This is a genomic window from Streptomyces sp. NPDC088387 (assembly GCF_044753385.1).
In the GTDB taxonomy this organism is placed as follows: domain Bacteria; phylum Actinomycetota; class Actinomycetes; order Streptomycetales; family Streptomycetaceae; genus Streptomyces.
The window spans coordinates 470,325-486,251 of the sequence record NZ_JBIVNC010000002.1 but is presented as its reverse complement, the minus strand read 5'-3'; the positions used below and the strand labels follow the sequence as shown (position 1 = coordinate 486,251).

General features: G+C 73.8%; 9 protein-coding genes. 5 read left to right on the top strand and 4 right to left on the bottom strand.

All coding sequences use genetic code 11. From position 1 onward, the window contains the following. The first annotated feature begins 67 nt into the window (after positions 1–67). Positions 68–604, top strand: coding sequence for a (2Fe-2S)-binding protein (locus ACIQAC_RS06715; protein WP_402187694.1), 537 nt, complete (start codon positions 68–70; stop codon positions 602–604). Further along, entirely contained in the window at positions 601–2,946 is a 2,346-nt protein-coding gene (locus ACIQAC_RS06710; protein WP_402187692.1) for a molybdopterin cofactor-binding domain-containing protein, read from the top strand. The genes ACIQAC_RS06715 and ACIQAC_RS06710 overlap by 4 nt, the downstream gene beginning before the upstream one ends. A 34-nt stretch (positions 2,947–2,980) precedes the next feature. On the opposite strand, the gene ACIQAC_RS06705 is transcribed toward ACIQAC_RS06710, so the two are convergent. After that, complete coding sequence (locus tag ACIQAC_RS06705; RefSeq protein ID WP_402187691.1) at positions 2,981–3,796, bottom strand: NAD(P)H-binding protein; 816 nt, start codon at positions 3,794–3,796, stop codon at positions 2,981–2,983. A gap of 56 nt (positions 3,797–3,852) precedes the next feature. Between ACIQAC_RS06705 and ACIQAC_RS06700 the strand changes: the two genes are divergently transcribed. After that, positions 3,853–4,821, top strand: a complete 969-nt coding sequence (locus ACIQAC_RS06700; RefSeq protein ID WP_402187689.1) for an AraC family transcriptional regulator — start codon at positions 3,853–3,855, stop codon at positions 4,819–4,821. A 51-nt stretch (positions 4,822–4,872) separates the two neighbouring features. Here ACIQAC_RS06700 and ACIQAC_RS06695 read toward each other — a convergent pair whose 3' ends face one another. Further along, on the bottom strand, positions 4,873–5,697 hold the full coding sequence (locus ACIQAC_RS06695) for a BTAD domain-containing putative transcriptional regulator (RefSeq protein WP_402187687.1): 825 nt from the start codon (positions 5,695–5,697) through the stop codon (positions 4,873–4,875). A gap of 8 nt (positions 5,698–5,705) precedes the next feature. After that, positions 5,706–8,936, bottom strand: coding sequence for an AAA family ATPase (locus tag ACIQAC_RS06690; protein WP_402187685.1), 3,231 nt, complete (start codon positions 8,934–8,936; stop codon positions 5,706–5,708). 140 nt (positions 8,937–9,076) lie between these two features. Between ACIQAC_RS06690 and ACIQAC_RS06685 the strand changes: the two genes are divergently transcribed. Continuing rightward, on the top strand, positions 9,077–12,022 hold the full coding sequence (locus tag ACIQAC_RS06685; protein WP_402187684.1) for an AAA family ATPase: 2,946 nt from the start codon (positions 9,077–9,079) through the stop codon (positions 12,020–12,022). A 26-nt stretch (positions 12,023–12,048) separates the two neighbouring features. Here ACIQAC_RS06685 and ACIQAC_RS06680 read toward each other — a convergent pair whose 3' ends face one another. Beyond that, on the bottom strand, positions 12,049–12,663 hold the full coding sequence (locus ACIQAC_RS06680; protein WP_402187682.1) for a response regulator transcription factor: 615 nt from the start codon (positions 12,661–12,663) through the stop codon (positions 12,049–12,051). Between the two features lie 533 nt (positions 12,664–13,196). Here ACIQAC_RS06680 and ACIQAC_RS06675 point away from each other — a divergent pair. Further along, positions 13,197–15,926 (top strand): BTAD domain-containing putative transcriptional regulator, encoded by a 2,730-nt coding sequence (locus ACIQAC_RS06675; RefSeq protein WP_402187680.1) that lies wholly within the window; start codon positions 13,197–13,199, stop codon positions 15,924–15,926. The last annotated feature ends 1 nt before the right edge of the window (position 15,927 follow it).

The following is a 15,927-nucleotide window of genomic DNA, read 5'->3' as shown; positions in this document are numbered from 1 at the left end:
CGCCGCCGCCATCCGATGATGAAACGGCTGGGGGCGGCAATTGGGGGGAGAAACGTGAGGAATTGACGTGCCCTTACGTAATGTTCGGCTCAATGGCGCGGAGATCTCCGCCGATTACGCGTCGGTGGGATCGGGAGAATCCGAGGCTTCGGAACAACTCCTGTACTGGCTTCGCGAACAGCACGACCAGTACGGCCCCAAATACGCCTGCGGTGTCTCGCAGTGCGGCGCGTGCACGGTTCTGGTGGACGGGGCGGCGGTGCGTTCCTGCACACGGCAGATGCACACCGTGCCCGAGGGCGCCGAGGTCCGCACACTGGACGGCCTGGCCGGTCGCCGGCCGCATCCGCTCCAGCGGGCCGTGGTGTCCCTTCAGGCCGGGCAGTGCGGGTTCTGCCTCAGCGGGATCGTCATGGGTGTCCTCGCCTGGATGGAGGAGCGCATCGCGGCAGGGGACCGCAGTGTGCCCGACGAGGCGGAGATCAAGGCGTTCCTGTCGGGGACGGACGGCCGGGAGGGCGCCGAGAACTACATCTGCCGGTGCGGAGCACATCAGCGGATCGTCGCCGCGATCCGCAGCGCCGCCGAGGAGATGGTCCGATGACCGACACCCTGAGCACGCCCAGCCGGCGCGGGTTCCTCGCGGGAGCGGGGGCGCTCGTGGTCGCCTTCTCGCTCCAGCCGTCGGCGAGGGCCGCGTCCTCGTCCGCCTCGTCCGCCTCCGCGGGCGACGGCCTGGTCCGTGTCCACGCCGAGGGAGCCACACCGGCGGCGCGCGAGTCGTGGCTCGTGCTGACGGCCGACCGGATCACGGTGTACAGCGGCAAGGTCGAACTGGGCACCGGCATCCGCACGGCCCTGAGCCAGATGGTCGTCGAGGAACTGCGGCTCGACGTCGCCGACGTGACGTACGTCCAGGGCGACACGCTGCTGAGCGTGAGCCAGGACGGCACGACCGGCTCCAAGAGCCTTCAGGAGGGCGGCATCGAGCTGCGGGCGGCGGCGGCCACCGCGTACCGGGAGCTGCGGCGGCGTGCCGCGGAACACCTCGGGGTTCCCGCCGAACGGCTGACCGCCGAGAACGGGGCGTTCCGGGTGGGCTCCGGCCGGGACGCCAGGAGCGTCTCCTACCGGCGGCTCCTGGAGTCCGGAGTCGACGTCGTCCCGCTCGACTCCACGGCGCCCCTGGTCGCGCCCGCCGACTACCGAGTGGTGGGCAGGTCGGTCCGGCGGGTCGAACTCCCCGGCAAGCTGGACGGGGGCTTCCGCTACCTCTCGGACGTACGGCTGCCCGGGATGCTCCACGGGCGGGTCGTCAGGCCACCGGGACGCAACGCCACCGCACCCGTCCTGGGCCAGCTGGAGCGTGCACGGGCCATCCCCGGATTCGTGACCGCCGTCCAGGAGGGCCGGTTCGTCGGTGTGGTGGCCGGGTCGGAGTGGGCGGCGGCCCGCGCGGCGTCGACCTCGACGGGCATCACCGTCGGCTGGACGGCCGGACCCCCGCTCATCCCGCAGGCCGAACTCCCCGCCGCACTGCGCGACCCGGCCAACCACTACCGGACCATCCTCGAACAGGACGACGGGGTGGGCCCGATATTCGACACCGCGGACACCGTGCTGAGCGCGGAGTACTTCACGCCCTTCCAGATGCACGGGGCGATGGGCGCCTCCAGTGCGGTCGCCGACGTGCGGGAGAGCCCCGACCCGGAGACCGGCATCCAGGTGACCGTGTGGGCCGCTTCGCAGAACGTGACCAACCTCCGCGGCTCCCTCGCCCACCTGCTCGGCATCGCGCCGGAGCTGGTGCGGGTCCTCTTCACGGAGGCCTCGGGTTGCTACGGCCACAACGGCGCCGACGACTGCGCGGCGGACGCCGTCCTGCTCTCCCGTGCCACCCGCCGCCCCGTACGCGTCCAGTGGACCCGGCAGAACGAGCACGCGTGGGAGCCCCTCGGCGCAGCCCAGGCCCACGACATGCGAGGAGCCCTGGGCCCCGACGGCATCACGGCCTGGTCCCATCTGTTCTACGCACCACCGGCGACCAGCCGCCCCCAGCAGAGCAACTCCGGAACCCTGCTGGCCGGCGCGCTCTCCGGCCGGCTGCCCGCCAACCTGCCGCAGTCCTCGGTCAACAACTCGGGCCGCAACGCGCCCGTGGTGTACGGCTTCCCGCAGCGGGTCGAGGCCCGGCTCGTGAAGACGTTCGAGACCACCGGCACGCCGGCCGGCATTCCGTCGAGCCCTCTCGTCTACCGGATCCCGCGGACCTCCGCGCTCCGCTCGCTGGGCGGCTTCTCCAACAACTTCGCCAACGAGTCGTTCTTCGACGAACTCGCCCACGCCGGCGGTCACGACCCCCTGGAGCTGCGGATCACGTCCCTGCCCGATCCACGGGCGGCCGACGTCTGCCGCGCCCTGCGGGACGTCTGGCGTGCCCGCCCGCGCGGCACCGAGGGGGTGGGCGCGGGCGTGGCCTTCCAGCAGTACGAGGTCCACGACGCGTACGCGGCCACCTACGCGGAGGTGGAGGTGGACCCCGGCACGGGGCGGGTCCGGGTGCGGCGGGTGGTCGTCGCCCACGACTGCGGGCTGATCGTCAACCCGGACGGGGTCCGCAACCAGATCGAGGGGAACGTCATGCAGGGGGTGAGCCGGACACTCAAGGAGGAGGTCCGCTACACCGCTGACCGCGTCACGTCGGTGGTGTGGGAGTCCAGCACCTTCAACCCGGGTCCGCAGTACGAGGTGCTGCGGTTCGACGAGATACCCGTCGTCGAGACGATCCTGCTCAACCGTCCGGACAAGCCGCCGCTCGGCGCCGGCGAGCCGACCGTCGGTACCGTCCCCGGCGCCATCGTGAACGCGGTGTTCGCCGCCACCGGGGCACGGATCCGCACCCTGCCCCTGACCCCGGAGCGAGTGATGGCCTCACTCCGGAACTGACCGCCGCCCCGCGGCTGAGGGGAGCGACCGGGCGTCAGCGCGCCCAGTCGCCCCTCTCGGCGGCCGTGCGGACGTACTCCTCGAACGTGCGCGGCGCACGGCCGAGGACCTGTTCGACACCGTCACTGAGGTAGTCGTCCGCGCCTTGGCGGATCTGGTCGAGGAAGCCGCCGACAGCCTCCGCGTCGGCCTTCGGGTGCCCGGCCGCGACCTGCTCGGCGACGTACTCCCGCGGCGTCTGGTAGCGGTACGTGACCTCGCGGCCCGTCGCTTTGCCGATCAGCGCGACGGCCTCGGCGAAGGTAAGGGCCCGCGGCCCCGAGAGGTCGTACGTCCGGCCGTGGTGGCCGTCGGCGGTGAGCACCTCGGCGGCGACGTCGGCGATGTCCCGGGTGTCGACGAACGGCTCGCGGCCGTCACCGGCGGGGGAGCGGACCTCGCCGTCGAGGACGCCCGGCAGGAAGAAGTCCGGCGCGGCGAAGTCCTGCGCGAACCAGCACGGCCGCAGGATCGTCCACTCCAGGCCCGAGTTCCGCACCGCCGCCTCGGTGGGATGGGTGCCGTCCTCGTCGATGCCGCGCACGGACAACTGGACCAGGCGCCGCACCCCGGCGACCTTCGCGCTCGCCACGAACTCGGCGCGTTCCCGCAGGCCGAGGGTCTCGGTCGGGACGAGGTAGACGGCCCGCACGCCGGTGAGGGCGGGGGTCCAGGTGGAGATGTCCGACCAGTCGAAACGGGTCTCGCCCGAGCGGGAGGCGGCACGGACGGTGTGCCCGAGCGCCCGGAGGCGGGGCACCAGGGCGCCGCCGGTCTTGCCGGTGGCGCCGATTACGAGGATCTCTGTCATGGCGACCAGCCAACCCCGTCGGCGTGGCACGAACCATGGCCGAAACGACCGGAAGCATGTGCGATCGTATCGGCGTGGACATCCTCGACGACTACCTCGCCGGCGTACGCGCCCACGGGGCGGTCTTCTGCCGTACGGTCAGCGCCCCTCCGTGGGGGCTGTGCTTCGTCGAACCCGCGCCGCTGGCCCTCGCCGTCATGCTGCGCGGCAACGGCTGGATCGTGCCGGCCGACGGAGAGCCCGTGGCGCTGCGCCAGGGCGAGATCGTACTGATCCGCAGCGAACTGCCGTACACCGTCGCCGACCGGCCCACCAGCAGTCCGCGGATCCTCGTCGACGGCGACGACCACTGCACCGTCACCGGCGACCCCGAGGCGCCCCGGCGCAACTGGCGTGTCACCGGCCGCACCTCCAGCCCCGACGACGGTCCGGCGGGCGACGACGGCGACCTCCTGGTGACGGCCGGCTACCGGATCGGCGGCGACCTCTCCCTGCCGCTGCTCGACGCACTGCCGCCCGTCGCCCCGGTCCCCGCCCACACCAGCCTCGCCCCGCTGCTCGACCTGGTCGCCGACGAGACCGCCGACGACAACCCGGGGCAGCAGATCGTCCTGGACCGGCTGCTGGACCTGCTCCTGGTCCGCTCCCTGCGCTGCTGGTTCGCCCGGCCGGACGCCGAACCGCCCCCCGGCTACCGGGCCCTGTCCGACCCGTACCTCGGCCATGTGCTGCGCCGGCTGCACGAGGAGCCGGCCCGGCCCTGGACCGTCGCCTCGCTCGCCGCGGAGGCCGGGATGTCCCGCACCACGTTCGCCCGCCGATTCACCGCGATGGTGGGCCGCCCGCCGCTGGCCTACCTCACGCAGTGGCGGATGGCCCTGGCCGCGGACCGGCTGCGGCGTCCCGGCGTGACGGTCGCCGCCGTCGCGCGGGAGGTCGGCTACACGGACGCGTTCACCTTCAGCTCGGCCTTCAAGCGCACCCGGGGCGTCAGCCCCTCGGCGCACCGCGCGGGCGCACCCTGAACCTCCCGGCGTGCAGGGGTGTCGGCGGGCGGATCACGGTCGCGGTCACCGTCATGCGAAGAGCCGGGCCGCCGCGCCGGGGGAGCTCAGGGCGGGGGACTGGGTGAGTACGGCCTGTTCGAGTTCCCGCAGCTCCCGGCCGGGCGCGGCGCCGTACTCCTCGGCGATCGCCGCCCGGGTACGCCGGTAGCGGGACAGGGCTTCGGCCTGCCGGCCGCTCTGGTACAGGGCGAGCATCAGCTGCGCGCACAGCCGCTCCCGGGCCGGTTCCGCCGCCGTCACCACGTTCAGTTCCGCCATCACCTCCGCGCGGCGGCCGAGCATCAGATCGGCCGTGATCCGGTCCGCGAGCACGTCCCACCGGTCCTCGCCGAGCGCGGCCAGCTCCGGCCAGGCGACCCCGGCCTCCACCAGGTCGGCCAGCGCCCGGCCGTGCCACAGATCCAGCGCGTCGCCCAGACACCGGGACGCCTCCTCCCACGCCCCGGCCGCGAGCCGGCTCCGGCCCTGGCCGGCCAGGCGCGAGTAGCGGGAGAGGTCTATGTGGTCGGGCGGCACCCGCAGGACGTAGCCCTCGTGGCGGGCCAGCAGCGACCACGGCGGCGCGTCCGTCGGTCCGTCGCGGTCCGAGAGCGCCCGGCGCAGGCCCGAGACGGCGTTCTGAAGCACCTTGCGCGCGGTGGCCGGTTCGTCGTCGTTCCACAGGGCGCCGATGAGCCGTCTCGTGGTGACCGAGGTGTTGGCGTGCAGCAGCAGAAAACCCAGCACGGAACGCTGGCGGACCCCTCCCAGGGCCAGCCGCCGCCCTTCGTACATCGCTTCCAGGGGGCCCAGCATGTTGAGGCCCGTGCGTCCCGTGTCCGTGTACGCGATCATGTGCGGTGTCAGTCTCCTGAGTCGGGGCGATCGGGTACGAGCCAGGCGAGGCTGCCGTCCAGCCAGGCCGTGGCGAGTGCGAGCCGGGAACGGCAGCCGGTCCGCTCGAAGATCTTGCTGAGGTAGGTCTCCACGCTCTTCTCGCTGCGGGTCAGCGCGGTCGCGATCTGCCGGTTCGTCGCCCCCGTGCTGACCATGTCGACCACACTCAGCTCCAGTGGGCTGAGCAGCGGACTCTCCGCGCGTCTGCGCGGCAGCGGCGATCCCAGCAGCTGGGCCGTCTCGGTCACCTGTCTGCGGGCGCGCGGCGACGACAGGCGGCTCGCCAGGTCGCCCGCCGCGCGCAGCCACTGCTCCGGGGCGTCGGTGATCCGCGCGAGCCACTCGCAGGTGCGGAAGAGGAGGTACTGGTCGCCGCGTTGGGAGATGAGCGCGTGTGCGGCCGTACCGGAACGGATGTCGCGGTGCACGCCGCCGCGGGCCAGCAGCGCGACCTCGCGGGTCTGCCGGGAGCCGACGAGCGCGTTCAGTTCGTCGAGTTCGCGCAGGATCTCCAGGGCCGCGTCACGGTGCCCGTCCAGCGTCGCGTACGTCACCAGCCGCAGCAGCAGGCGTTCCAGCCCGACGAGGCGGCCGCTTCCGCGCAGCCGGCGGTAGTCCCGCCACGCCTCGTCCCACGCCAGCTCGCGGTTGCCGCTGTCGTGGCGCAGACCGCAGCGGGCCCAGCTCACCCAGGGGCAGTCGGCGGCGGAGCCGGGGATGCGGTCCAGCCACTCCGTCGCCCGTTCGAGATCGCCGTTCCAGCGGCAGATCTCCGCCGCCAGGCTGCGGCCGAGGTTGCGGACACAGCTGCGGCCGTTGGTCTGCGGGCGCAGCTCGATCTGCCTCGCCAGGGACAGCGCGGTCTGCCACGAGCCCGTCAGGTACTCCTGGATCAGCGCCTGGTACAGCTGGCTGGGGCTGTCCTCCGGCGCGGTGTACCGGTCACCGAGCAGCACCTCGGACGCCGTCGCCCAGTCCCCGTACGCCACCGCCTCGCGCAACTTGTCCGGGTCCGCGAGCGGTTCGAGTCCGTGCGCCGACCGGACGGCCCGCACCTCCCGGAGCGCGGCGTCGAACTCCACCCCGGTCCCCGCCGCACACGCCACGAGCCGACTCTCGGCGGCGAGGGGAAAGCGCAGGGGGGTGGGGCTCCGACCGTGCTGCCGGTCGGGGGTGTGGTGCCGGCCGTCGGACCGCGGGGCGGCGGGAGGTGAGTGGGGGGTGGGGGGCGCGGGGTGTGCCGTTGGGGCGGGCGTGGGGGGTACCGGCCCGGCGGGCGCCGAATCCGTCGGCTCGGGGGCGGTGTGAGCCGTGGGCTCGGCGGTCGTGGGAGGCATCGGTCGTGGGGCGGTGTGAGCCGTGGGCTCGGCGGTCGTGGGAGGCGTCGGTCGTGGGGCGGTGGGGATTGGTGGCTCGGCGGCTGTGGGAGGCGTCGGTCGTGGGGCGGTGGGGATTGGTGGCTCGGGGGCCGTGGGAGGCATCGGTCGTGGAACGGTGGGCATTGGCGGCCCGGCGGCCGTGGGAGGCATCGGCCCTGGGGCCGTGGGGGTCGACGGTCCGGGGGGCGTGGGAGTCGTCTGCCCGGGGGGTGTCGGTGGGGGTGTGTCGGCGCCGATGAGGCGGGGTGGGATGTCCAGGAGGGCCGCTGCCGCGGGGACCCGGCGGGCCACCGGGACGGCCGGGGTGCGGCTCGCACCGTCGGGCTCGATGCTCAGCCAGTGTTCGTGGAGCGCGGCGAACGCCCAGGCGGGGGCCAGGGTGTCGAGGAGTACGGCGTCCTCGGGGCCGTCGCCGGCGACCCGGGGGAGCAACTGGTTGCCTAGTTCCAGCAGCCCGGCCGTGTCGCCCTGGCGCAGCATCAGGTCCACGGCCGTCGGCAGGAGTTCGGGTACGCGCGCGTCACCGTGCGGCAGCCGGCGCAGCACCGCGACGCAGGCGCGGGTCGTCGCCTTGCCGTCGCCGGCGGTGTCGCGGCCCGCCACCGCCAGCAGCACCTCGTCCAGCAGGTCCGCGGCGAGCGCCGGCCCCGCCGCCAGCGCGTGGTCGCACAGCCGCGGATCGAGCCATCCGGTCGCCCCGCCGGCCCGCTCCACCGCGCCGCGCACCAGATGGGCGTGCAGGGCCGGGATGTCGTACGGCGAGGGGGCGTCCCGCAGCGCCGTACCGAGGGCGGGCACCCCGAACGCCAGCCGCTGGCCGGGGCCGACGGTCACCACACCGTGCTCGGCCAGCAGGTCAAGGGCGCGGCCGACGGCGTCGAGGGAGTGGCCCAGCGCCGGGGCGAGGACGGCGAGATCGTCGACGCGGAGCTCGGCGCTCGCCGTCAACCGGGCCAGCAGCACGGCCAGTTCGAAGGCGCCCGGCCGGTCCCGCTCCGGCGGCGACGCCGGCCGCAGCCACGGGAACCAGGCGGAGCCGTCCGGCCCGAGGGACAGCCGCAGCGGCGTTCCCGGATCGAGCAGACACACCATCCCGTCGACCGTCCGCAGCCGCCCGTCCTCCCGCAGCGCGCCGATCACGGACAGCACGGCGCCCGGATTGCCCGCCAGGGTGCCCAGGGCGAGATGGACCGCGGCCACGAGCCCCGGCTCGGCCGGCAGGCTCAGATACCGGCCGAGAAGACTCCCGGTCTCGGCCGGTGCCAGCGGCGCCAGCCCGATCACCCGGTCGGCGATCTCCGCCAGTGTCCGGACGGGCCCGGGCCGGTGCTCCGGCATCCGTCCGGCGACGAGCACCGGAACACCGTCCGCGCAGAAGCCGCGCAGCAGCGCCCGGAACACCCCCACGGCGTCGTCGGCCACCAGATGGGCGTCGTCGAGCACCACCGCGACCGGACGGTGGGAGGAGAGATGCCGTACGGCGATCTGCACCTCCTGGAGCAGCGGCAGCGGGCCCTGCCGGTCCAGTGCGGACTGCGCGCGCCGCAGCGCCGCGGCCCGGCCGGACACGTCGTCGGAGGCCGCCGTCAGCAGGTCGCAGACGGCGTCCGCGGCCGCGTGCAGCCCCAACGCCTCGTCCGCCGCCGGGGTCAGACGGGTCGTCAGCAGCCCCTCGCCGATCGGCGCCCGGAGCGCCGCTTCCAGCACCACGGTCTTGCCGATGCCCGGCTCGCCGTGCAGGACGAGGAGCGGTGCGGTGCCGCCGGTCCGCCGGAGTGCGGACTCGACGGCTCTGACCTCCGCCTCCCGCCCTGGCATGGTCCTGCGGTACGTCTTCATCCTCGGTCCCTTTCCCGTGGATCTTCGGACTTGTCCGGTCAACTCTCTTGTTGCGTGGGCGTTTTGGGCATGTGACTGGGTACCATGCGATGGCCGTGACGGTAGGCGTGAGGAGCCGGGTGGCAGGCCGAAGTGAGCCAAAACCAGGGGCCACCGCGGAAGAGGGACCCGGTTCCCGTACGCAGGCCGGGCTTGTCGACAGGGACGACGTCCTGCGCGAGGTGACCCACGCCGTCACCGGGCCGACCGGCCCCGCCGTCCTGCTGGTTCGCGGGGAGACGGGGGCGGGCCACAGCACCGTCCTCGCCACGGTCACGGAGCGGCTGCGGGCCGCCGGCACACCCGTGTGCCGGGTGGACTGTCTGCCCGGGGACGACCAGCCTCCCCAACTGCTCGCCTACCGGCTGCTGTCGGCGCTCGCCAAGCTGCCCGGCCCGGCACGCGACACGGGCCCGGCGGTCGAGGCACGGTTCTCGGCGGCGTCGGTGCCGGCCGCGCTCGGGCGGGCCCTGCGGGACCATCCGTCGCTGGTCGTGGTGATCGACGACCTGCGGTACGCGGACGCCGAGTCGGTGCAGTTCCTGCTGTCGTGGGTACCGGCGCTGACCCGTCCGTCGGCCCGGCTGGTCCTCGGTGTGCACGTCCTCGCCGACGGGACCTGGCTCGGCGGGGCCGGGCCGGCCGCGCGAGCCGCCGCCTCCGGACGGTCGCTGATGGTCGGCGTCGTCGATCTGCCGCCGCTGGACAAACCCGGCGTCGGGCGCCTGCTCGCCCGCAGACTGGGGGCGCCGCCCGACGAGGACCTGGTCGAGGAGGTGCACCGGCTCAGCCGGGGCAATCCCGCCGCGGCGACCGCCGCCGTCACCGGGTGGGAGGAGACCGGCGGGATCCGGCTGCTGTTCGGCCGCGCCCACCGGATCGCCCGGGCGCCGGTGCCCGTGCTCCCCGACGACGACCGCTTCGTACGCGGGCTGCGGGAGCTGGGGGAGTCGCCCTGGCGGGTGGCGAAGGCCCTCGGCATCGTGGAACCCGTCGGCGCCCGCGTCCCCGAGGTGCTCGCCGGGGCGACCGGAATGCCGGAGAACGAGGTACGGGCCGCGCTGGCGGAGCTGGTGGCATCGGGCGCCGTGGACCGGCTCACCGGCCCGCACCCCGCCGCCGGCCCCCAGGGCTGGGCCTTCCGCATCCCCCTGGTCGCCTCCGCGGCCCGAGCCAGACTCGGACCGTACGAGCGCCGCCAGATCTCGGCGGCGGTGGTACGACGTCTCTGGGCGCTCCGGGACGGCACGGCGGCCGGGGCCGGCGGGGTGGCTCCACGCAGCACGGTGGCCCGGGCCGGCGGAGTGCCCGGTGTTGTCGCCGGGGAGGCACTCGCGGCGGACGCCGATGAAGCCGATGCCTGTCTTGCGGATCGGATTGCGGACGCCGGGGCGCTTGTTGATCCGGAGCGGGCCGTGCGCGAGCTGCCGGTGATCGCGGAGCGGCTGTGGTTCACGCACAGCGGGCGGGCCTCCCGCTGGCTGCGCGCGGCGGCGGATCTGATGGCCGATCCCGCCGACCGGGCGCGGGCGTTGGCCCGCTACACCTCGATGGCGCTGGTGGCCGGCGAGGACCGGGCCGCGTTCGAGGCCGCCGACGAGATCCTCCGCGTCCATGTGCGCGAACTGGACGCGGGAACCCGCCAGGAGGTGGCCGTGGCGCGGGTGGCCGCACTGGCCTCGGCCGGAGACATGGTCCGCCTCGACGCGGTCGCCGACGAGTACCTGCCCCGGGTGCACGAGCCCGACGGTGTCGCCGCCGTCGCGGGCGCCCTCGCCCTGTGCCTCCTGGGCCGCTGGACGGAGGGCCGGAGCCTGCTCGCCGACGCCGTACTGGGCCGTGAACTCGGTCCCGTGGCACGGTACTTCGGGTCGGTCTTCGACTCGGCGGCCCAGCTTATGGCGGGCGACTCCGGCGCCCTGCACCGGGCCCTGGCGCTCCGGCCGGGCGAGGAGATCGCCACCCACTTCGCGTACGCGCTGTCGCTCCAGCAGTGCGAGTACCTGCTCGCGCTCGGCGAACTGCGCCTGGCCGTCGACGTGATGAAGGAACGAGGGCTGACGATGGAGCAGTTCCCGGCCCGCGACCGTGTCCTCGCACAGTTCCTGAACGGCTCCTGGCAGGACGGCATGGTCTCCGCTCGCTCGCTCCTGCTGAACAGCCTGGCCACCGCCCGGCCGCCGATCAGCGTACTGGCGCATGCCCGGGTCGCCACGATGCTGCGCGCCCGCGGCTGGCCGCTGCGCGCGCGGGCCGTCCTCGACGCGGCGCGCGCCTCCGCGGCGCCGATGCCGCATCTGCTCGACGCCGAGGAGGCGTCCGTCCACCAGTTCCTCGGCGACACCAGACTCGCGGCACGCACCCTGCGCCGGGGTGTGGCCGACGCGGCGGAGCAGGGCAACGTGTTCGGGACCGAGCACATGTGGGCCGCCCTGGCCTCCGTCGAGGCCGAGCGGCGCAGCCCCGACGGGGCGGCGGAGAGCCTGACCGAACTGCGCCGGACCGCCGCCACCCTGGGCACGGAGAGCGCCCGCCTGCTGTTTCTGCGGACCTCCCTCACGGTCGCCGCGAGCGGTGTCGGCCCGCTCCCCGGCGTACGGGTCACCCCGGCGGAGACGGCGGAGGCCTTGTCCCTGGCGCGCGCCGTCGGCCAGCCCTTCGACACGGCGCGCACCCTCCTCGCCGTCTCGTCCGCGGCCCCGTCCGCCGGCCCGGACACCAACCGGCTGCTGACCGAGGCGTACGACCTGTTCGGGCAGCTGGACGCGCTGGTGTGGCGGTTCCGGACACGGACGGCGATGCGGAGGTCCGGGGCGCCGGTGCCGGGCCGCCGCCGGGCCACCGAGGAGAACGAGCGGCTGCTCGCGTCGCTGGTGACCGAGGGGCTGACCAACCGCCAGATCGCCGCGGCGCTCGCGCTGAGCGAGGTCGGTGTGGAGGGCCGGCTGAACCGGCTGTTCGCCCGGACCGGTCTGCGCTCGCGCGTCGAGCTCGCCACCGCCGTCCTCGCCGGCGCCTACCCGTGACCGCGGCCCGGCCGTGACGCGGCTCATCAGATCAGACCGGCGCGTATCGCGTAGGAGACGACATGTGTCCGGTTCCGCAGATTGAACCGCTTGGTCAGGGCGTAGAGAACATTCTTGACCGTGCGCTCGGAATAGCACAGCTTCTCCGAGATTTCGGGCAGTGTGAATCCGGACGACATGAGCCGTAATATGTCCAGCTCGCGCGCGGAGAAGCCCGAAGCGGTGAGTCCACGAGGGGCCAGAACCTCGCTGCGGACCCGCTCCATGTGGTCGAGGAGCCCGCCCTGGATGGTCGGCGGGAAATCCCCCCAGCCCTTGTGCACCGCGCGCAGAGTACGGGTGAACCGCTGCGGGGTGAACTCGGACCGCCAGAGCACCGCCCGTACCCCCCGCTGGATCGCGACCGACACGTCGGCCTGCCATCTCCCGCCCACGATCAGGCAGAACCGGGTCTCGGACGAGCCGTCGACCGCGAACTTCTGGAGCAGTTCCACGGTGGACGCGTCGACCGACTCCACGGCCAGGACGACGACGTCGACGCCCTCCTGGTCCACGGGGGAAGTAATGAGGACGAAATCCGGCTCCGCCTCGACAAGGCCGGCCAGACCCATCCGGACGATGGGGTCGTCGGTGTGAACCATTACCTTGATCGTGCTCATTGGCCGTCCTGAAGGGAAAGTTGTTTTCCGGGTGGGGGTCGGGAGAACGAAGTTCCTGAGGACCTGATCACTGCTGAACCACCGCCGGCAACGCCCGCGGACATTCCTCACAGTCACATCGCGGCACACTCCGTGGAAGATCGCCTTCAGGGGCCGCGGCTACTCCTAGGGAAACCTTGCGCAAGCTGCTGCGCGCGCCGGACAGGGCGCTGGCCGGAAGCCGTCATGAGGGCCGGAGCGTCTCCGGCCGCTGCCCGAACGTACCCCGCCGAAGGCCCTTCCCTTGCCCCCGCGCGGTCCCGTGCCGTCTGATCGCCGGTGGAACATGCCGGAAGCCCGCCACACACGGGTGGGCGGCGAAAGGGTGGGTGCATGAACACGGACCGGAAGATCCCGGGCGAGCCCTGTCACTGCCTCGACGACGCCGGGGCCGACGTCCCCTTATCCGTGCCGGATCCGGCTGCCGGAGCCCGTGGGTGACCGCCGCGGCGTATTCGGGGAGTCTACGGTTCAACGTGCTCGGACCGCTCGAAGTGCTGCGCGACGGCACACCGTTGGAACTCAGCGGCGTCAAACCGCGGTCCGTCCTCAGCTACCTCTTGCTGCGCCCGAACAGGGTGACGGCCACCAGCGAGCTGGTCGCGGCGCTGTGGCAGGGCGCCCCACCGGTGTCGGCGCGCAAGATGGTGCAGAACGCGGTGTGGCGGCTGCGTGCCCTCCTCGACACCGACGGACAGGGCATCCCGTCCGACGCCGTGTCACTCCGGTCCCGTCCTCCTGGCTATCTGCTGGAGGTGCATCCGCACGCGCTCGACCTGCACCGCTTCCACGACCTGGTGGCGGAGGGCCGCTCCCGGATGCGTGAGGGCTCGGTGGCGACGGCCTCGCTGCGCTGGCGTGCGGCGCTCGACCTGTGGCGCGGCCCCATGCTGTCCGACCTGGTCGAGGCCGGGGTCGGCTGGCCCGAGCTGGAGGCGACCGAGACGACCCGGCTCGACGTCCTGGAGGAGTACTTCGACGCGGAGCTGGCTCTCGGGCGGCACCACGCGGTGATTCCCGAACTCCAGGCGCTCAGCAGGGCCGAGCCGTGGCGGGAGCGGTTCGTCGGCCAGCTGATGCTCGCGCTCCACCGTGGCGGACGGCACTCCGAGGCGCTCGACGCCTATACGGCGATCCGTACCGAACTGGCCGAGCAGCTGGGCCTTGAACCCGGGCGCCGGCTCCAGGAGTTGCAGCAGGCGATCCTCGCCGACGACCCCGCCCTGCACGTCCGGCCGCTGCCCACCACGGCCCGCGCGACCACCGTACGGCCCGATCCTCCGGCCTCCGTCCAGGCCGCCCCGCTCCCCACCGCCCCCGAGCCCACGGCACCCCGCCCCGCCGTAACCGCGCGGCCCGGCGAACGGGTGCGGGAACGCAGGGAGGTCAGCGTCGCCTGGATCAACGCGTCCGTGCCCGCAGGGGACGACCGCGGCGACCCCGAGCGGATCGACGAGGCCATGGCGTCCCTCCACAACGTCGTCGGGGACGAGGCGAACAGGTTCGACGGCACGGTCGCGGCCCGGATCGGCTCCTTCTGGCTGGTCGTCTTCGGCGCCGGACACAGCCGGGGCAACGAACCGATGAAGGCGGTGCTCATGGTGCTGGCCGTCCGCCACCGCCTCCGACGCCGCCGTAACTCCGCGCAGGGGCTGCGCATCCGGGCCGCGGTCGACACCGGCGACGCCCTCGTCCGCTACGCCGCCGACGGCGGCCCGCCCACGGTGACCAGCACCGCGCTGGACCGCGCCCAGTCCCTGCTGCCGCTCGTCCCCCTGGACGAGGTCTGGGTCAGCGAGGACACCAGGGAGCAGTCCGCCAGCCGGATCGACTACCAGCGCGCCCGGGTCTCCTCCGCCATGTGGACCGTACGCGGCATCCGGACCCCCGGCGGCCGCGACGGCGGCCTGCCCCTCATCGACCGCACGGAGGGCGTACGGACCCTCGCCGGCATGCTCGACCGCGACCGGACCGGGCCCGGGGTGGCGCTCGTGGTGGGCGAGGCCGGTATGGGCAAGAGCTCCATGCTCGTCGAGTTCGAACGGCTGGCCGCCCGCCGCGCCCCGGCGGAGCGGCCGCTGCTGGCCCACGTCTTCCCCTGCACCGTCGACGACAGTCTGCTCGGGGTCGTCGCCACGGAACTCTGCGCCAGCTGCGGCATTGGGGCCGACGACCCGCCGGAGACCGCGCGGGACAAACTGTGGACGACGATCGAGCGGGTGATCGCCGACAGCGACGAGGCCTGCCGCGTCTTCGAACGGCTGCTGGTCGCGATCGGCCACGTCCCCGACCACGAACCGGCCGTCGTGGCCGAGGAGATGGTCGCCGCATGGCTCACCCTGCTGGAGGGCCTGGCCACCGAACGGCCCGTCGTCCTGATCGTCGACGACCTGCACGGCGCCGACGAGAACCTGCTGCGGATCATCGACCGGCTCGCCGTGCCGGCCGGCCCCGGCCGCCTCGGTGTGGTCGCGGCGGCCCGCCCCGAACTCTTCCACCGGCGCCCGGACTGGACCCGGGCACCCGAGCGGATCGTCACCGTCGAACTGCCGCGCCTCTCGGACGACGCCGTCGCCCGCCAGACCCGGATGATCATCGAGACCAGCGGATCCCCCGATCTGCTGACGGCGACCGGAGCACGGACGGAGGCACTGCGGGAACTCACCGACACGGTGACCGCGCTCGCCGACGGAAACCCCATGTTCGCCGCCGAGTTCGTCCGCCTCGCGCTGCGCCGCGCGTGCGCCGACACCCCGGCGGCCGGCGACGGCGGCTACGGCGGGGTGGCCGCGCTGATCCCCACGGCGGTGCGCGGCGCCCTCCAGGCCAGACTGGACGAACTGCCCGCCGACCTCAGGACCGTCGCGCAGGACGCCGCCCTGATCGGCGACGCCGTCTGGCCGGAGACCCTCGCCGCGCTGCAAAGACGCCGCGACGGCGAGGTGACGGCCGCACTGGACGAACTCACCCGGCGCGGCGTCCTCACGACGCTCGGCACCGGCGCCGACGGCCCCATCCGGTTCGCGTTCCGCCAGCCGCTGCTGCGGGAGGTGGCGTACGCGCGGGTACCGCAGGGCCTGCGCGCCGCCAAACACACCGAACTGGCGGGCTGCGCGCCCGGATCCCGCGCCCCGGGCGAGCGCCGCCGGCCGGTCGCGCCCGAACTGCTGCGCCTGTACTCCGTGGTGGAGCGCCTGCGCCGCTGAG